The following is a 16883-nucleotide window of genomic DNA, read 5'->3' on the forward strand; positions in this document are numbered from 1 at the left end:
CGAGCATAAAGGTCGTTATCTCTCCGGCTCGTCGCCCTCCGTGCCGGTCCCGGTCTCGATGTCGGCGTCGCTCCCGCCGTCGAGAACCCTCGCCAGGCGCTCGGCGACGCGACCGGCCACGACGTCCTTACCGCCGCGCGCTTCCTCGACGTCGGCGGGGTCGTCCTCGCCGGCGACGAAGAGCACGCGGGTGTCGTCCTCGCCCATCACGCTCGCGTCGTTGGCGACGACGAAGGCCAGCCCGACCCGATCGCGAATGCGGTTCGCCTCCCGAACCATCGCGGCGTCGTCGCCGGACGTCTCGGCTTTGAACCCGACGATCGGGAGGTCGGGGTGGTCCCTCCGCACGGAGTCAATGAGCTTCGGCGTGGGCTCGAGTTCGACCGACAGCGGGGAGCCGGAACGGATCTTCTCCTCGACCGCGTCCGCGGTGAAATCGGAGATGGCCGCCGCCGAGACCAGCGCGTCCGCGGTGACGCAGGCCTCCGAGACCGCCGCGAGCATCTCGTCCGCGGTCTCGACGCGTTTCACGTCGGCGTACTCGACGTCGGGGCCGTCGTGGACGAGCGTGACGCTCGCGCCGCGGACGTAGCAGGCGCGCGCGACCGCCCGTCCCGTCCGACCCGACGCCCGGTTCGTGAGGATCCGGATCGGGTCGATGTACTCCGTGGTGGCGCCGGCGGTGACGACGACGTGTCTGCCCGCGAGCGTCCGTGGCGTGGTCGCGCGCGCGAGCGCCGTGGCGATCGCCTCCTCGCTCGCGATCTTCGCCTTCCCCTCCTCGATCCGCGGGTCGACGAGGTCGACGCCCCACGACTCGAGGGTCGCAAGCGCCTCGAGCACGCCGGGATGGTCGTACATCGGCTCGTGCATGGCGGGCGCGAGGACGACCGGGACGTCGGCGCCGAGGGCCGTGGTGGCACAGGTCGTGACCGGCGTGTCGTCGATCGCGGCGGCCATCTTGCCCGCGGTGTTGGCCGTCGCGGGCGCGACGAGGAACACGTCCGCCCAGCCGTCACGCCCGCAGAGCGCGACGTGCTCGACGTCGCCGGTGATCTCCTCGACGACCTCGTGGTCGGTCGCGAACGACAGCGCCCACGGATGGATGATCCGCGTCGCCGCGGGCGTCATCACCGCACGGACGCTCGCCCCGTGGCGTCGGAGCTCGTGGGCCAGTTCGACGGTCTTCACGGCCGCGATGCTGCCCGTGACGCCGAGCGCGACGTTGACCCCCGAAAGCATCGTGTGCCCGATTCGGCGGTGTGGGTTAAATACCCTCCCGAAACGACGACCGTCGACGCTCCGGAGGGTGAGTGCCGGGAGAGGAGTCCCGGGACGCCGCGTCCGGATTCGGCCACCGAAAGACCCTTGCCTCGAGGGGTGAATCCGCGTGATATGTTCCCCGCGACGGACATCCTGCTTCAGCAGGGCGGCGCCGCGATCGCCCTTCTGTTCGGACTGCTCGCCCTCCTCGTCCAGCTCGCGCTCGTCGTCTGGACGTACATGGACGCGAAGACGAACAGCAGCCACCCGGCGTTCCTGTGGGCGATCGTGATCTTCCTCGCGCCGCTTCTCGGGATCGTGTTGTACGTCCTGCTCGGCCGCGACCAAGCGTGAGACGCGAGCGAGACACGGATCGGTGACCTGGCGAGAGAGCCTGGCCGGCGCCTCACTCCTCCGGGACGCGCCCGAGCTCATCGTCGACGAGGCTCGGGTGGGTTCGCTGGCGCTCGCCGTGCGGCTCGGCGAAGTGCTCGCGCATCTCCGCCATCGACTCGCGCTCGCGGGCCAGCCGTTCCTCCTCCGTGATCTCCTCACATCCCGGCGGAACCTCGCGACCGCGGTCGGTGAAGTATCCCTCCGGCGCCACCCAGTCGTGGTAGAAGGGGACCTCGGCGTCGTGGATCAGCGTGATCGCCGTTCGGGCCCCGTCGCCGGCCGCCACGACCGCCTGGTGGTACCGCTCGGCGAGCCGCCCCGCGGCGTAGATCCCCTCGACGGAAGTGCGGCCGTGTCCGTCGTCCTCGACGTACGTCTTCGAGCCCGCGTCCCGGAGGTCCGCGCCCGCCGGCTCGAGGTACGACGCGTCCGACCACGAGGCGGCGACGACGCGGTCGGCGACGATGGTCGAGGGATCCGAGTTCTCCTCCGAGCCCGTCGACGACCCCGCCGGCTCCACGGTCGCGAGGAATCCGGCGTTCGCGCGGTCGGTCGATTCGATCGCGGTCACGCGGACGCGTCGCAGGTCGGCGCCGTTTCGTGTCGCCTGCGAGCGCTGCAGATCTAAGAGAAGACGAGGGTTGATTCCGGCGGGGAACCCGGGGACGTTCTCGACGTGTGCGTTCCGCTTCAGGATCGACTCGCCGGCCGTCGCGACCACCGTCTCCAACCCGGCGCGTGCGGTGAAAGTGGCCGCCGAGAGTCCCGCAACCCCCCCGCCGACGATCAGGACGTCGACGACGTCGTCCGCCGTTCGATCGTCCGCCGTTCGATCTCCCTCCACGTCCTCGTCCGCCGTTCGTTCCGGTGAACCGTTCATGCCGGTGGCTGGCGGAGTTCGTACATATATCTCCCGGGTTCGATCGTCGACGAGCGAAAAGGCGGGAAGTCGGACGGCGGTTCGGTGCGGCCAACGGGACGTCCGAAGCGTTCGACGGGGACGTCCGAAGCGTTCGACGGGGACGTCCGAAGCGTTCGATCGAAGCCGTCCCGGATCGCTACTCGTCGGCGCCGCCTTCGTCCGTTCCGCTCTCGTCAGCGTCGCCCGTGGCGTCCTCCGCAGCGTCGTCCTCCTTGCTCGCGAGCAGGTCGTGATCGGCCAGGATCGACTCCTTTTCCTCGGCCGAGCGCTCGTGGAAGTCCTCGTCGTCGACCTCGATGGTCGCGACGCCGACGCCGTCGGGGGTGAGCCCGTCGTCGTCGTTCACCTCGGCGAGCGCCTCGAGGGCGAGGCCGATCGCCGCCTCGATCCCGATGTCCTCCGAGTAGTTCTCCTCGAGGAACTCGCGGACGTCGGAGCGGTTCGCGCCGATGGAGAGCGCCTGCCACTCGTAGGGCGTTCCGGAGGGGTCGGTCTCGAAGAGGCGCGGCTCGCCGTTCTCGATGCCGCCGACGATGAGCGCGACGCCGAACGGACGCGCGCCGCCGATCTGGGTGTACTGTTGGATGTGGTCCGTGATCTCCTTTGTCAGCGTCTCGATGCCGATCGCCTCGCCGTAGCGCAGCCGGTTCACCTGCGCCTGCCGGCGCGCGAAGTCGATGAGCTGTCGCGCGTCGGCGACGTGGCCGGCGGAGGCGACTCCGACGTGGTCGTCGGCCTTGTGGATCTTCTCGACGCTCGCGGGCTCCATGAGCGGCGAGCGTGCGCGCTTGTCGGCGACGAGGACGACGCCGTCCTCGGCGCGGATCCCGATGCTCGCGGTGCCGCGTTTGACGGCCTCGCGCGCGTACTCCACCTGATAGAGCCGACCGTCGGGGGAGAAGATCGTGATGCCGCGGTCGTACGCCTGCTGTTGGGCTTGTCCCTGCATGTAGTATCACTCGAGGTCGAGTCGCGTCGCGCCGACGTGGCCGCCGTCGACCGACACGTCGACCGCGTCCTCCCGGACGACGGCCGGTCGATCGCCACCCTCGAACGCGACGTCTCTCTGTGGCGTGATTCGGCTCGCCCGACCCATATATCTTTCCTCACAGGCCCGAACCGTTCCCGAGACGCCCCGGACGTGGACGCCGACCGGATCGCCGTCGACCTCGGAGACGCAGGCGATCGCCGCCCGTGCCTCCTCGAGGTGGCCGTGTCGGACTCGAACGACCGCCTCGCCCGTGCCGTTCTCGAAGGAGAAGGACAAAACCGACAGGACCGCGTCGGCGCTTCCGGGGTCTCCGAGCAGGTTTCCGGCGGCGTACCAGAGAGCCCGCTGGAACTCCCGCCGTCGGACCGTCGCGTCCGGCCACGCCTCGATGCCGACCGCGACGTATCGCCATCGCGGTCGCAGGTGTTTCGGGAGGTGTTTCACTCCGAATCGCCTCCCGCCTCTCGATCCCCATACTCCTCTCGATCGGATACCGGTCCCTCGTATCGCCCCAGCCGAACGCCCGGCTCGACGAACGCGTCCGAGAGCCGGTGGCGGTTCCGATCCGTGATCGTCTCCCACGCGTCGAGCCCCTTCCGGATCGCCTCGTGCGAGAACCCGATCGCCTCGCCGACGGCACACAGCTCGCGGGGCGCCCGGAGCTCCAGATGCGATCGCGCGTTCGCGCTGACGACGTAGGGAGAGTCGTAGTGGTCGAGGATCTCACGGAGCTTGCGCAGCCGCGAGAGCACCTTCACGCGTTTTCCGCCGCTCTCGCGGAGAACGGGGCCCAGATCGAACTCGACGTGAACGTCGTGTTCGCGTGCCGCCTTCGCGAGGACGTGGTTGAACCCGCCGCCGCGGTCGGTGGGTCGCGAGAGCACGTCGACGCGGTCCGACTCGACCGCGAACCGGTTGAGCCCGTCCGATCCGCCCCGCACGGAGAGCACGGGGAACTCCGGTCTGAAGTTGCCGACGGAGCCGCTTGCGCTCGATCGATCGTCCGACTGCACCTCGACGCCGGCCACCACGTCGATCCCGTACTCCTCGCGGAGCGCCTCGAGGTCGCTCGAGACGTTCGATCCCGGATCGCTCGTCGCCGCCCGCGTGCGAACGACGATCCCGTCGTATCCCATACGCGCCGCCGTTTCGGCGAACCGGGCGACGGTCGAGTCGCCGTCGGGATACGCGTGGACCGCCTCGTACATGCCCGCGGATTCGCCGGCGGGGGATTTGGGGGTTGCGCTTGTCGCCGCGTCGGAGGCGATGGATGGATAGATCGTTCCCGGAGAGGCCTCACCCCTCGAGTTCGTCCGGATCGCGTGCGGCCTCGACGACGTCGACCGCGGCGCGGTTCTCGGCCACGTCGTGGACGCGCACGACGTCGGCGCCGCGTTCGACCGCGACCGCCGTCCCGGCGACGGTCGCGTGTTCGCGATCGTCGGGTTCGTAGCCGGCCGCGCCGTACATCGACTTGTGGGAGTGGCCGACCAGGATCGGACAGCCGAGCGCCGCGAACTCGTCCGTCCGTCCGAGCAGCTCGAAGTTCTCCGCCGCGGACTTGCCGAACCCGAGGCCCGGATCGACGATGACGTCCTCGCGGTCGATCCCCGCGGCCTGCGCGCGCAGGATTCGTTCCCCGAGGTCGTCTATCACGTCCTCGACGACGTCGTCGTACTCGACGTCGGTCCCCGGATCGACCGGCGTCTCCACGCTGTGCATGATCACGACCGGACAGCCGGCCGCCGCGACCACCTCCCGCATCTCCGGGTCCTCGAGGCCGGTCACGTCGTTTATCAGGTCCGCTCCCGCCTCCAGGGCCGCCGCCGCGACGTCGGGTTTTCGCGTGTCGACGGAGAGTGCCACCTCCCCCGCCGCGACCGACGGAAGCGACTGCAGCGCCTCGACGACCGGGACGACGCGGTCGACCTCCACCTCGACCGAAACCGGATCCGCGCCCGGCCGCGTCGATTCGCCGCCGATGTCGATGACGCTCGCGCCGTCCTCGATCATCCGGCGGGCGGCCTCGACGGCCGCCTCCGGCGAGTCGTGCTCGCCCCCGTCGTGAAACGAGTCGGGCGTGACGTTGAGGATGCCCATCACGACCGGCCCCTCCTCCCAGGGACGGTCGCGGCCGTCCCCCCCGGCTTTCGAATCGGTCTCCGGTTCGATCCGGGCGCGGATCGAGTTCGCGATCCCCGAGAACTCCGGTCCGGTGGCCGCGAGCGACTCGATCGTCTCCCGAAGCTGCGCGAGGGTGCCCGAGAGGACCACGTCGATGAGCTCGCCGTCCGCGCCGCCGGAGACCGCACACGACCCGCCGGCGGCGATCACCTCACGACGAACGGTCTCCACGCGGGAGCTGGCGAGCCGAAGCGTCACGACGCGGTGTGGAATCTCGCCGCGGCGTCGGTCCCGTTCCGTCGTCGGCACGTTCGCGTCCTCGAGGACCGCCTCGGCGTCCGAAAGGGACGCGACGCGTTTGGGTACGGCGTGTCCGGTGTAGCCGGATCTGGCCTCCGCCACGGCGAAAAGCGATCCGGTGAGGAGCACGCAGTCGTCAGTATCGGCGCGGTGCCGTGCGGCCGCGAGCGCGGCCTCGACCGACTCGACGGCCTCGACCGACCCCGCACCGACGTCCGAGAACGCCGCTGCGAGCACCTCCGGGTCCTCCGCCCGCGGCACGTCCGGCGCGCAGGTGTGAACCGAGGTCGCCTCCGGCAACGCGTTCGCGATCCCCCGGTGGTCCTTCTCGTGCATCGCCGCGAGAACGATGTGGAGGTCCTCGTAGTCGTACTCCGCGAGCGTCCCGGCCAGTCGCCCACATGCGTCCGGGTTGTGCGCCCCGTCGAGGACGACCAGGGGGTCCGTCCCCACGACCTCGAACCGACCGGGCCAGTCGGCGCGCGCGAGCCCCTCCAGAACGTGCTCGTCGGTGAGTGTGACTTCGTGATCGCCCGATTGCTCCGCATCGAGTGCCTCCCCATGTCCCGGTTCGATCCGATCGACCGTCTCGTGGGCGAGCGCGGCGGCGATAGCCGCGTTCGTCGCCTGCGCCCTCCCGACGAGCGGGATTCGGGCGTCGTAGTCCCACTCGTCGCAGCGGATCTCGATCCGGGCGTCCGTCGGGCTTTTCGCTCCCGTACGGGTTTCGAACCTGCCGTGGTAGACGGCCGTAACGTCGGCACGTTCGTCGGGGATCGAGCCGTCGCTCACCGACTCACCCGCCGTCGAGTTGCGTCCCGCATCGGCCACGGTCGTCACCGTTCCGCCGGCGTCGGCGACCACCTCCCGGACGACGGCGAGCGCCTCGCCGTCGCAGGCGGTGACGAGCGGAACCCCCTCGGCGGCGATCCGCGCCTTCGTGCGGGCGATCTCCTCGATCGTGTCGCCGAGGACGTCGGTGTGTTCGAGCGAGACGTTCGTCACCGCCGTCGTTATCGGGTCGACCGCGCTCGTCGCGTCGTGTTCGCCGCCGAGGCCGACCTCGAGGACGGCGACGTCGACGTCCCGGCGTGCGAAGTCCCAGATCGCCATCGCCGTGACCACCTCGAAGAAGGTGAGCGGGTCGCCGTCGGCGGCACGATCGACGAGCCACTCGCGCGTCTCGGAGATGAACGCGGCGACGGCCGCCTCGCTCATCGTGCGGCCGTCGACGCGCACGCGCTCCGTGAGGTCCTCGAGGTGCGGCGAGGTGTACAGCCCCACGGAGAGGCCGCTTCGTCGGAGGATCGACTCCGCGATCCGCGCCGTGCTTCCCTTCCCGTTCGACCCGGCTATCTGGACGAACGCCAGGTCGTCCTCGGGGTTCCCGAGGTGATCCAGGAGCGCTCGAACCGACGCCGTCCCGGGATCGACGGAGAAACGGCGGAGGCCGAACAGGAAGTTCGATGCCTCGTGGTAGTCCATACGTCCGGGGTGGCCCGGGGTTCGCTTGAGGGTGACGGTGTGGGATCGTCACCGTCGCCAGAACCCGCCGGTGAAGACGACGAGGGCGGGCAGGATCTCCAGGCGGCCCACCCACATCAAAAAGACCATCCACAGCTTGGTCGTCGCCGGGAGCGCCAGATAGGACCCGAACGGACCGAGCCGGCCGAACGCCGGACCGATGTTCCCGATGGCGGCGAGGCTCGCGCCGATCGCCTCGAGGGCGGTCAACTCGAGCCCCACGCGGGCGGCGTCCAGCGCGATCACGAGGACGCCGAGCGCGAACAGGACGATATAAAGCAGGGTGAAGCCGATCACGCCGCGGATCGCGTCCTCGTCGACGACGTGGCCGCCGAGGCGGATCGGCTGGACGACGTCCGGGTGCGCGGTCTCCAAGAGCTCGCGGCGAAGCACCTTGAAGACGATGAGCCATCGGACGATCTTGATCCCGCCGCCCGTCGACCCGGCGGACCCGCCGACGAACATGGCGAAAAGCAACGTCAGCTGTCCGTAGGTACCCCACTGGGCGAAGTCGCTCGTCGCGAACCCGGTGGAGTTCAAAAGCGAGCCGATCTGGAAGGCGGCGTGTCGAAGTGCGGGCTCCGCCGTCCCCTCGGTGGTGCCGCCGATCTCGAGCGGCGGCGCGACGCCCGCGTACAGCAGGCCGAAGACGACCGCGACGAACGTCGCGACCGCGCCGGCGTAGGTCCGAAGCTCCGTGTCGCGCATCAGATCGCGCGTGTCGCCCGCGAGCACGTGCCAGAACAGCGCGAAGTTGACCCCCGCGACGACCATGAACGGGATGATCGCCCACTGGACCGCGGCCGAGAAGGCCGCGATGCTCTCGGACTGCGGGGAGAACCCGCCGGTCGGCATCGTCGAGAAGGCGTGGGCGACGGCGTTGAAGAGGTCCATCTCCGGCGCGAACCCGAGGAGGTGGAGCCCGTACAACACGACCGCGAGCCCGACGGTGAACGCGAAGTAGACCTTCCAGAGGACCCGCGCCGTCTCCTGGATGTGCGGGGTGAGCTTCTGGAGCTGCGGTCCCGGCGCCTCGGCCTGGATCAGGTCGGCCCCGTTGACCGCGAGCTCCGGAAGGATCGCGACCATGAGGACGATGATCCCCATGCCGCCGAGCCACTGGGTGAGCTGGCGCCACATCAACAGCGCGTGCGAGTGGCGGTCGGTCGAGATCTCGCCCATCACCGTCGCGCCCGTCGTCGTGAACCCGGAGGTCGACTCGAAGAGCGCGTTGACGGGATGTGCGAGCGTCGATTCCGTTCCGTAGCCGGCGAGCAGGTAGGGGATCGTGCCGACGACCGCGACCGCGAGCCACGCGAGCGCGACGAGCAACAGCGCCTCCCTCGGGCCCAGATCCGGGTCCGGATCGAGCCGTTCGAGCAGGGCGCCGGCGGCGAGGGTACAGAAGATCGACGCGCCGAAGACGAGGAGGTCCTCGCCGTAGACGAGCGCGACGACGAGCGGGATCGCCATCGCCACCGCCGTGTACTTGACGACGGTCCCCGTGACCGCCACGCTCGTCCGCCACTCGACCTTCAGCGACGCGGACATACGTCCCTCCGCCAACGATGGTCGTTCCGGCGACCGCGATCGGCGTTCGACTCCCCGCTCATACCCCATCCGACCGAAGGAACGGGCAAGAATCCATCGGGTCGCGATCGACGCCGTCTAGCCGGGAGCGGCTGGCGACGGCGTCTCAAGAGCGCCAGTAGCCGGGGGTCAACAGCACGAAGACGGGAATGATCTCGATCCGACCGACCCACATCAACGCGATCATCGCGAGCTTCGTGAGGTCCGAGAAGGGGTGATAGCTGCCGAACGGTCCGGCGATCCCGAACGCCGGACCGATGTTGAAGAAGGTCGCGGCGGCCGCGCTCATCGCCTCGAACTCCGTCAACTCGAGTCCCGTTCTGGCGCCATCCACGGCGATGAACGCCGTGAGCCCGAAGAAGATCACGATCGACACGAGCGTGTAGGCGTAGACGTCCCGGACGGTCTCCTCCTCGACGACCCGGTCGCCGAGTCGGATCGGACGGATGGCCGAGGGGTGGGCGGCCGTAAAGAGGTCCCGGCGAAACCCCTTGAGGACGATGATCCATCGCAGGAGCTTGATCGAACAGGTCGTCGATCCGGCCATCCCGCCGAGGAACATCAACAGGAACAGGACGTGTTTGGAGGCCGCCGACCAGCCGTTGAAATCGATCGTCGCGAACCCCGTGGTGGTGAGGATGGAGACGACCTGGAAGCTCGCGTGGCGGATCTTCGCCTCGATCGGCAGCGACGTCTCGGGATCGACGAGCAGGAGCAGCGCCAAAAGGACCGTCGTCCCGATCACGACGCCGACGTAATAGCGGAACTCCTCGTTTCGAACCGGACGCAGCCAGTCGCCGCGAACGAAGTGGTAGATGAGGATGAAGTTCGTCGCCCCGATGAACATGAACGGAATGATCGTCCACTGGGCGGCCCGCGAGAACGCTCCGACGCTTCCGGGGTCCGGCGAGAACCCCGCGGTCGCCACGGCGGTGAGCGCGTGGGCGAGCGCGTTGTACGGCGTCATGTTCGGCGCGACGCCGAGGTGGGAAAGCGCGTAGAGCGTGCCCGCACACGCGAGGGTGATCCCGGCGTAAAGCGACCACAACATTCGCGCCGTCTCCTCGATGTGCGGGGAGAGCTTCTGGACGTCCTGGGTCTGCGTCTCCGTCTCCATCAGCTGGGTGCCACCGATGGAGAGCTGGGAGAGCACGGAGATGGCGAGCACGAGGATCCCCAGCCCGCCGAGCCACTGGATGAGTTGCCGCCACATCAGGATCGATCGGTCGTGGACCGAGAAGTCGACGAGCACCGTCGCGCCGGTGGTCGTGATGCCCGACATCGACTCGAAGAGCGCGTCGATCGGGTGGGCGATGACGCCGTTCCCGGCGACGAGAAAGGGGATCGCACCGATCAGCCCGACCGCGAGCCACGCGAGCGCGACCATGAGGAACGCCTCCCGGCCGCCGATGTCCGCGTCCCCGGAGAGTCCCTGGAGGCCCCGTCCGACGACGAGGGTGACGGCGATCGCCGCGAGAAACGGACGCAGCGGCTCGCCGTAATACGCCGCGAGCAAAAGCGGGAACGCGAGGGGCGCCGCGAGCCACAGGAGGATGCTCCCGACCACGCCGAGGCTGGCGCGCCAGTTGACCCTGACCGGGCGGCGTCGAAAGCGGGCGATCCGGCCGAGAGGGTCGGGCATCTACAGCTTCTCCGTCGCCTCCTCGAGCACCGACGTCTCGATGAACGCGACGACGTGGTCGCCGGGGTGGATCTCGGTGTCGCCCCGGGGAACGACGAACTCGCGATCCCGTGTGATGGCGCCGATGACGACGCCATCGGGGAGGTCCGCGACCGCGTCGCGGATCGCCTTGCCGGCGAGCGCGCTCGAGTCGTCGATCTCCACCTCGATCACCTCGGCCTTGTCCGACTCGATGAACGCGATGTTCTCGGCGGATCCCGACTGGGTGAACCGGGTGATCTCCTCCGCGACGACCTCCCGCGGGGAGATGCCGACGTCGACCCCGACGGTCTCGAAGAGGTCGACGTAGGAGCCCCGATCGACGACGGCGACGGTTCGTTCGACGCCGAGGCGACTCGCGAGCAGACACTCGAGGAGGTTCTTCTCGTCGGAGTCGAGCGTGGAGACGAGGATGTCGGCGTCGCCGACGTGCTCGCGCTCGAGAAAGCCCATGTCGGTCGCGTCGGACTCCATCACCACGGTCCCCGGCAGCTCCTCGGCGAGCGTCCGCGCGCGGTCGTGATCCTGCTCGACCAGCCTGGGGGACAGCCCGCGCTCCTCCAGGAGCCGACAGACGTGATAGCCGATCTCCGATCCGCCGATGACGACCACCTCCGCCGACTTCTCTGGCGATTCCTTCGGGGCGATCTCACGCGCGAACGTCTGGACGCTGCGCGGCGAGCCGATGACGACGACCCGGTCGCCCGCGAGGATGCACGCGTCGCCGCGCGGCACCTCCACGTCGCCGTTCCGAAGGATGGCGGCGAAGGTGAGCGAGTCGAACCGGTCGGCCTCCTCGACGGTCTGGTCGACGATCGGCGACTCCTCGTCGATCTGGAACTCCGCCATCTGGACGCGCCCGCCGGCGAAGACGTCGGCGTCCCGCGCCGCCGGCAGGCCGACCACGCGGACGATCGACTCGGCGGTGAGGAGGTTCGTACACACCATGAGGTCGATGCCGAACGCCCCCTCGTCGTGCTTCCAGGTGCGGAGGTACTTCGTGTGTTTGATACGCGCGATCGTGAACGCCTTCTCACAGAGCGCCTTCGCCGTCGAGCAGGCGACGATGTTCGTCTCGTCGTCGTCCGTGGTCGCAAGAACCATGTCGGCCTCCCCGACGTCCGCCTCCTCCAGCGTCTCCACCTCAGTCCCGTCGCCGGTGATCGTCAACACGTCGAGCGAGTAGGTCAACTCGTCGGCACGCTCGTCGCGGCTCTCGACGACGACGACGTCGTGGTCGTGTTGCAGATCGGCCGCGATGCTCTCGCCGACCTGGCCCGCGCCGATGATGACTACGTGCACGGACCGGTCCCCTCGGGTCTCATGCGCCGGCGTTCTCGCGGAGGGGGTAAATGGGTTACCTTCGCGAATCACGCCGTCGCGGCGCTCCTCGTCTTCGATCCCCCCCGATCACTCGCAGTTCGGACACTCGAGATGCTGGACGCCGTCGACGTCGAGCGTCCACTCCAGGGTCGCACCACACTCCGAACACGTCTTCGAGTCGTCCCGATTCGCCTCGGCGGCCTCGGACCGCTCGTCGTCCGCTCCGGGTGCGGGTTGCATACGTGAAATCGGCGGCGGCTCGCGGAAAAGGCTGGCGGCGATCCACGTCGAGGGTTCGGAGGCGGCGGTCCGAAGGGAGCGGTTCGACGTCGACGGTTCGATGCCGACGATTGGACACGCTTAAGAGTGCCCACGAGGAGGATACGGTGGGAACAGCACAGCCGTAACTCCGACTCGCCGAGGTCGCCACGCGACCCACGGCTCGGGATTGCGGCAGTGCACCGCCGGCTCCCACGGCGCGATCACCGGTTCGACGCTCGCGGTCGTCGCGAGCACCGATCGCCGGTCCGCCGCCGGGAGTCGCGGTCACGCTTTTGCGGTTGTGCCGTTCCAAGGACAAACGATGGCACGAATACACACACGACGCCGCGGCTCGTCCGGTTCGGACAAGCCCGTGGCAGACGACCCGCCGGAGTGGAGCGACGTCGACGCCGACGCGATCGAATCCCGCGTCGTCGAGCTGGCCGACCAGGGATACGACCCGAGCCAGATCGGCATGAAACTGCGCGACGAGGGCGTGAAAGGGACCTCGATCCCGGACGTCAAGCTCGCGACCGGAAAGAAGATCACGGAGATCCTCGAGGAGAACGACGCCGCCGGCGAGGTGCCGGAGGACTTCTACAACCTCCTCGAGCGCGCGGTCCGCCTCCGCGAGCACATGGACGAGAACCCGCAGGACCACCAGAACAAGCGGGCGCTCCAGAACACCGAATCGAAGATCCGCCGTCTCGCCGACTACTACCGCGGCGACAAGCTCGACGAGGAGTTCAACTACACCTACGAGACCGCGGCCGAGATCGTCGAGGACTAAAGACGCGTCCCGAGCGCGACTCCCCGTGACCACGACAATGCCCGGAACCACCGCCGCCGAAACCACGACTGGGACGCTCGCCGACGCCGTCGGTGACGCGCCGTTCGTTCGGCTCGTCGCCAGCGACGACGGCGACGCGCTGGCAGCGGCGGCGCTGCTCGCCCGGGTCGCACGCGCTATCGACGTTCCCTACCAGGTCCGCGTGAACGCGGACCCGATCCGCGCGCTCCGTTCGGTCGCGACCGAGGGATCCGAGGCCGAGTCGGCGGACGTCTCGATCGCGATCGGCTCCGGCGCACGAACGGCGGACGTCGACGTGGGATCCGACTCCGGGATCCGCGCCATTTCCGGGACCGACTCCGCAGCGAGCGCGAGCGCGTTCGCGGTCGCACGGAAACTGGGACTCGATCCGGACCCCGTCCTCGCGCTCGCCGGCGTCGTCGCCTCGGACGGCCCCTCCGACTCCGACGAGGTCGGGGACGTCCTCGAGGCCGGCGAACGGCGTGACCTGGTCGAGCGACGACCGGGAGTCGCGCTGCCGTCCCTCGAGTCCGTCGAGGGGATGGCGACGGGACTGGCCGCCTCGACCCTGATCTTGGCGCCCACCTCCGGCGATCCGGAGGCCGCGCGAGAGGTCATCTCGGAGGCCGGGATCGACGAGACGACGGCGTCGGGATCGATGCCAGTCGACGATCACAGGCGGCTCGCCTCGTTGCTCGCGGTCGACGTCTGCGGCGCGCCGAGCGCGAGCGACCGTTCGGCGACCGCACTCGATCGCGTGCTTCGTCCCTACGCGATCGCCGGCTCCGCTCCGTTCGCGACCGTCGGCGGCTACGCCGACGTGCTTCGAGCGCTCGCTCGGGAGGCCCCCGGAACGGGAATCGCGCTCGCCATCTCCGAGAGCGACCCCGACGAGGGGCTTCGCTCGGCCGCGCTCGAGACGTGGCGGTCACACGGCATGGCGGTCCACCGCGCGCTCGACGGCGGGACGGCGAACCGCTACGACGGGGTCTACGAGGTCCGCCTCGAGGCCCCGGACGGCGTCCTCGCGACCGCCGCCGAGGTGGTTCGCGATTTCCGCTCGCCGGAACCGATCGCGATCGCGGCGGACGTCGACGGCGGCCGGATCGCCGTCGCGGCGACGCGATCCGACGGCGTCGGGAACACGCTCCGCTCCGTGGCCGACGAGTTCGACGCCGCGGGTTGGGGCGGCCCGGCGCGCGGCGGCGTTCGAGCGACGGACGCCACCGACGTGGCGCCCGCGGAATTGCTCGAGGCGACCAGGGAGGCGCTCCGCGGATGAGCGAGCCGACCGATTCACACGACACGTCGGACGAGCCGCGACGGACGGCGACGGTCAGAACCCGCCACGACGACCCCACGGTCGTCGACGCCGCGGTCGCCCCGGACGACACCGAGTCGATGGACGGAACCGTCGACGGCGACGCCACGGTCGTCCGCCGGGTGGACCGCGAGACGACCGGCGGCCTGCAGTCGACGGTGGACGACTACCTCCGGAACCTGCACGTCGCCGATCGCGTCGCGGAACGCGGTCGTTCCCACGCGAGCGCATCCGACGGGACGGACGGCGGCCGGAACGCGGACGGGGGAGGCGCGGACGCGGTGGCGAACAGACACGCAGACGAACACGACACCACACCAACACACGACACATGAGCGAACGATCCGTATCCAGACAGAAACAGGGGAAGCGATGGTACTCGGTGCTCGCGCCCGAGCAGTTCGACAGGGCCGAGATCGGCGAGACCCTCGCCGAGGAGCCCGAGCAGGTCGTCGGCCGGACGATCACGACCACGCTCGGCGAACTGAACCAGGACAGCGGCGCGAACAACACGAAGCTGACGTTCAAGATCACGGACGTCGGCAGCGACACGGCCTACACCGAGTTCGTGAAGTACGAGCTGACGCGCGATTACCTGCGCTCGCTCGTCCGTCGCGGCTCCTCGAAGGTCGAGGCGTCCATCACCGTGTTGACGACGGACGACTACCGCGTCCGCCTCCAGCCCGTCTCCTTCACGACGAAGAAGGCCGACCGCTCCCAGGAGCAGGCCATCCGCCGCGTGATGATCGACCAGGTCCACGAGGCCGCCGCCGAGCGGACCTTCGAGGACCTCGTCGACTCCGTGGTCGAGGGACGGCTCTCCTCTGCGATCTACGGCGACGCGAAGACGATCTATCCGCTTCGCCGCGTCGAGGTCCAGAAACTCACCCTCGAGGCGCGTCCCGAGGAGGTCGCCGCCGAGGAGGAGGCCGCGGTCGACGTGGACTCCGAGGACGTCGCCGTCGACGAGTAGGCGACGACCGCACCGCGACCCGATTCTCGTTTTTTTTTCGGCTCGATAGCTACGCCGGCGCGACCGCCGCCGTCGATCGCCGACCCGGAGACGAAACGTTGAAACGCCGCTCCGGCCTACCCCAGGCCATGGAACTGCGGGTCATCGACAAGAGCGAGCAGGAACTCCGCATCGAGATCGCCGGCGAGGACCACACGTTCATGAACGTCCTGAAGGGCGCGCTGTTGGAGACCGAGGAGGTCACCGCGGCGACCTACGACGTCAACCCCGAGCAGTCGGGCGGCCAGACGGATCCGGTTCTCACGGTCAAGACCGATGGCGCCGACCCGCTCGACGCCGTCGCGGACGCCGCCGGGTCGATCACGGACCAGACGACCGCGCTCGCGGACGCGGTGCGGGCCGCCTGAAGCCGGCGCCCCACCTGAAGCCGCGGAGCGCCTGAGGCCGCGATCCCCTCATAGCTACGGCCCGTCCGACCGTCCGGATCCGAGTGCTGCCCGACGCTCGCGGCGGATTCGATTCGGCTCGACTCGCGGACCGCTTCTCGCGAGATCGTGGTCCCCATCTACAGTCGAACCGGGACGCCCCGCTCGTCGAGATACTGTTTGACCTCCTCGATCGTGTACTCGCCGAAGTGGAATATCGACGCCGCCAGCGCCGCGTCCGCGTCGGCCTCCGTGAACACCTCGTAGGCGTCTTCCGGGCCCCCACACCCGGAGGAGGCGATCACGGGCGTCGAGACGCTCTCGGTGACGGCGCGCATGAGCGGGACGTCGTAGCCGTCCTTCGTCCCGTCCCTGTCGATCGAGTTGATGAACAGCTCGCCGGCGCCGCGCGATTCGGCCTCCCTCGCCCACTCGATCGCGTCGATGCCGGTCCCCTCTCTGCCGCCCTTCTTCGTACACTCGAACCAGACCGACTCGCCGTCGACCTCGACGTAGTGTTCGCCCCCGTCGTCGTGGCGGCGGCGGGCGTCGATGGAGATGACGATGCACTGCGAGCCGAAGGCGGCCGCCCCCTCGTCGATGAGTTCCGGCCGCTCGAGGGCGCCGGTCGTGATGGAGACCTTGTCGGCGCCGGCGCGCAGGGTCTCCTTGATGTCCTCCGTCGTCCGGATGCCGCCGCCGACCGTGAGCGGGATGAAACACTCGTCGGCGACGCCGCGGACGACGTCGAGCATGGTCTCCCTGCCGTCCGCCGAGGCCGTGATGTCGAGGAAGACGAACTCGTCGGCGCCCGACTCGTTGTACTTGCGCGCCAGCTCGACGGGGTCGCCCGTGTACTCCAGGTTCTCGAAGTTGACCCCGGTGTAGACGGCCGCGTTCCCGTCCTCGTCGAGGTCGACGTCGATGCAGGGGATGATCCGTTTCGTGAGTCCCATTCGTTGCCGACACTACCCGCCG

17 protein-coding genes are annotated in these 16883 nt (G+C 69.3%); 6 read left to right on the forward strand and 11 right to left on the reverse strand.

The genetic code is table 11. The annotated features are described in order from the left end of the window. Positions 1–15: 15 nt before the first annotated feature. Positions 16–1242: a bifunctional phosphopantothenoylcysteine decarboxylase/phosphopantothenate--cysteine ligase CoaBC gene (gene coaBC, locus ACFQE9_RS13030; RefSeq protein WP_379745402.1), complete on the reverse strand. Its 1227-nt coding sequence runs from the start codon at positions 1240–1242 to the stop codon at positions 16–18. 153 nt (positions 1243–1395) lie between these two features. Here coaBC and ACFQE9_RS13035 point away from each other — a divergent pair, with 153 nt between their 5' ends. Beyond that, entirely contained in the window at positions 1396–1617 is a 222-nt protein-coding gene (locus tag ACFQE9_RS13035) for a PLDc N-terminal domain-containing protein (RefSeq protein WP_379745405.1), read from the forward strand. Positions 1618–1669: 52 nt separating this feature from the next. On the opposite strand, the gene ACFQE9_RS13040 is transcribed toward ACFQE9_RS13035, so the two are convergent. From ACFQE9_RS13040 to ACFQE9_RS13080, 9 genes are all read right to left on the reverse strand, one after another. Beyond that, entirely contained in the window at positions 1670–2539 is an 870-nt protein-coding gene (locus ACFQE9_RS13040) for an FAD-binding protein (protein ID WP_379745408.1), read from the reverse strand. Positions 2540–2717: 178 nt separating this feature from the next. After that, positions 2718–3530 carry an archaeal proteasome endopeptidase complex subunit alpha gene (gene psmA, locus ACFQE9_RS13045; RefSeq protein ID WP_379745411.1) on the reverse strand — a complete coding sequence of 271 codons (813 nt, stop codon included), beginning with the start codon at positions 3528–3530 and terminating at the stop codon, positions 2718–2720. Positions 3531–3536: 6 nt separating this feature from the next. Next, positions 3537–4016, reverse strand: a complete 480-nt coding sequence (locus ACFQE9_RS13050) for an Rpp14/Pop5 family protein (protein ID WP_379745414.1) — start codon at positions 4014–4016, stop codon at positions 3537–3539. Beyond that, positions 4013–4780, reverse strand: a complete 768-nt coding sequence (locus ACFQE9_RS13055; protein ID WP_379745417.1) for an RNase P subunit p30 family protein — start codon at positions 4778–4780, stop codon at positions 4013–4015. The genes ACFQE9_RS13050 and ACFQE9_RS13055 overlap by 4 nt, the downstream gene beginning before the upstream one ends. An 88-nt stretch (positions 4781–4868) precedes the next feature. Next, positions 4869–7481 carry a dihydropteroate synthase gene (gene folP / locus ACFQE9_RS13060; protein ID WP_379745420.1) on the reverse strand — a complete coding sequence of 871 codons (2613 nt, stop codon included), beginning with the start codon at positions 7479–7481 and terminating at the stop codon, positions 4869–4871. Positions 7482–7529: 48 nt separating this feature from the next. After that, a complete protein-coding gene (locus ACFQE9_RS13065; RefSeq protein WP_379745423.1) occupies positions 7530–9071 on the reverse strand; it encodes a TrkH family potassium uptake protein in 1542 nt (513 codons plus the stop codon). A gap of 145 nt (positions 9072–9216) precedes the next feature. Next, positions 9217–10752, reverse strand: a complete 1536-nt coding sequence (locus ACFQE9_RS13070) for a TrkH family potassium uptake protein (RefSeq protein WP_379745426.1) — start codon at positions 10750–10752, stop codon at positions 9217–9219. Next, positions 10753–12093 (reverse strand): Trk system potassium transporter TrkA, encoded by a 1341-nt coding sequence (gene trkA / locus ACFQE9_RS13075; RefSeq protein ID WP_379745429.1) that lies wholly within the window; start codon positions 12091–12093, stop codon positions 10753–10755. A gap of 108 nt (positions 12094–12201) precedes the next feature. After that, positions 12202–12354 carry a hypothetical protein gene (locus ACFQE9_RS13080; RefSeq protein ID WP_379745431.1) on the reverse strand — a complete coding sequence of 51 codons (153 nt, stop codon included), beginning with the start codon at positions 12352–12354 and terminating at the stop codon, positions 12202–12204. 343 nt (positions 12355–12697) lie between these two features. Between ACFQE9_RS13080 and ACFQE9_RS13085 the strand changes: the two genes are divergently transcribed. The 5 genes from ACFQE9_RS13085 (at position 12698) to ACFQE9_RS13105 (ending at position 15887) form a co-directional block, all read left to right on the forward strand. After that, positions 12698–13165 carry a 30S ribosomal protein S15 gene (locus ACFQE9_RS13085; protein ID WP_379745433.1) on the forward strand — a complete coding sequence of 156 codons (468 nt, stop codon included), beginning with the start codon at positions 12698–12700 and terminating at the stop codon, positions 13163–13165. Positions 13166–13202: 37 nt separating this feature from the next. Beyond that, positions 13203–14468, forward strand: coding sequence for an exonuclease RecJ (locus tag ACFQE9_RS13090; RefSeq protein WP_379745613.1), 1266 nt, complete (start codon positions 13203–13205; stop codon positions 14466–14468). Further along, complete coding sequence (locus ACFQE9_RS13095; protein ID WP_379745436.1) at positions 14465–14842, forward strand: KEOPS complex subunit Pcc1; 378 nt, start codon at positions 14465–14467, stop codon at positions 14840–14842. Before ACFQE9_RS13090 ends, ACFQE9_RS13095 begins: the two co-directional genes overlap by 4 nt. Continuing rightward, positions 14839–15480, forward strand: a complete 642-nt coding sequence (locus ACFQE9_RS13100) for a 30S ribosomal protein S3ae (RefSeq protein WP_379745438.1) — start codon at positions 14839–14841, stop codon at positions 15478–15480. The genes ACFQE9_RS13095 and ACFQE9_RS13100 overlap by 4 nt, the downstream gene beginning before the upstream one ends. Before the next feature lie 128 nt (positions 15481–15608). Continuing rightward, positions 15609–15887, forward strand: coding sequence for a DNA-directed RNA polymerase subunit L (locus ACFQE9_RS13105; RefSeq protein WP_379745441.1), 279 nt, complete (start codon positions 15609–15611; stop codon positions 15885–15887). 158 nt (positions 15888–16045) lie between these two features. On the opposite strand, the gene hisF is transcribed toward ACFQE9_RS13105, so the two are convergent. Next, entirely contained in the window at positions 16046–16861 is an 816-nt protein-coding gene (gene hisF, locus ACFQE9_RS13110) for an imidazole glycerol phosphate synthase subunit HisF (RefSeq protein ID WP_379745444.1), read from the reverse strand. Between the last annotated feature and the right edge of the window lie 22 nt (positions 16862–16883).

Origin of the sequence: Halopenitus salinus (assembly GCF_042662125.1) — an archaeon.
GTDB lineage: Archaea > Halobacteriota > Halobacteria > Halobacteriales > Haloferacaceae > Halopenitus > Halopenitus salinus.

Bases quoted from the DNA above. Each gene is read 5' to 3' on its own strand.
- ACFQE9_RS13070 (WP_379745426.1), bottom strand. From the start codon at position 10,752: ATGCCCGACCCTCTCGGCCGGATCGCCCGCTTTCGACGCCGCCCGGTC.
- ACFQE9_RS13090 (WP_379745613.1), top strand. From the start codon at position 13,203: ATGCCCGGAACCACCGCCGCCGAAACCACGACTGGGACGCTCGCCGAC.
- hisF (WP_379745444.1), bottom strand. From the start codon at position 16,861: ATGGGACTCACGAAACGGATCATCCCCTGCATCGACGTCGACCTCGAC.
- psmA (WP_379745411.1), bottom strand. From the start codon at position 3,530: ATGCAGGGACAAGCCCAACAGCAGGCGTACGACCGCGGCATCACGATC.
- ACFQE9_RS13085 (WP_379745433.1), top strand. From the start codon at position 12,698: ATGGCACGAATACACACACGACGCCGCGGCTCGTCCGGTTCGGACAAG.
- ACFQE9_RS13100 (WP_379745438.1), top strand. From the start codon at position 14,839: ATGAGCGAACGATCCGTATCCAGACAGAAACAGGGGAAGCGATGGTAC.
- ACFQE9_RS13035 (WP_379745405.1), top strand. From the start codon at position 1,396: ATGTTCCCCGCGACGGACATCCTGCTTCAGCAGGGCGGCGCCGCGATC.
- folP (WP_379745420.1), bottom strand. From the start codon at position 7,481: ATGGACTACCACGAGGCATCGAACTTCCTGTTCGGCCTCCGCCGTTTC.
- ACFQE9_RS13095 (WP_379745436.1), top strand. From the start codon at position 14,465: ATGAGCGAGCCGACCGATTCACACGACACGTCGGACGAGCCGCGACGG.
- ACFQE9_RS13040 (WP_379745408.1), bottom strand. From the start codon at position 2,539: ATGAACGGTTCACCGGAACGAACGGCGGACGAGGACGTGGAGGGAGAT.
- ACFQE9_RS13105 (WP_379745441.1), top strand. From the start codon at position 15,609: ATGGAACTGCGGGTCATCGACAAGAGCGAGCAGGAACTCCGCATCGAG.
- ACFQE9_RS13055 (WP_379745417.1), bottom strand. From the start codon at position 4,780: ATGTACGAGGCGGTCCACGCGTATCCCGACGGCGACTCGACCGTCGCC.
- coaBC (WP_379745402.1), bottom strand. From the start codon at position 1,242: ATGCTTTCGGGGGTCAACGTCGCGCTCGGCGTCACGGGCAGCATCGCG.
- ACFQE9_RS13080 (WP_379745431.1), bottom strand. From the start codon at position 12,354: ATGCAACCCGCACCCGGAGCGGACGACGAGCGGTCCGAGGCCGCCGAG.
- ACFQE9_RS13065 (WP_379745423.1), bottom strand. From the start codon at position 9,071: ATGTCCGCGTCGCTGAAGGTCGAGTGGCGGACGAGCGTGGCGGTCACG.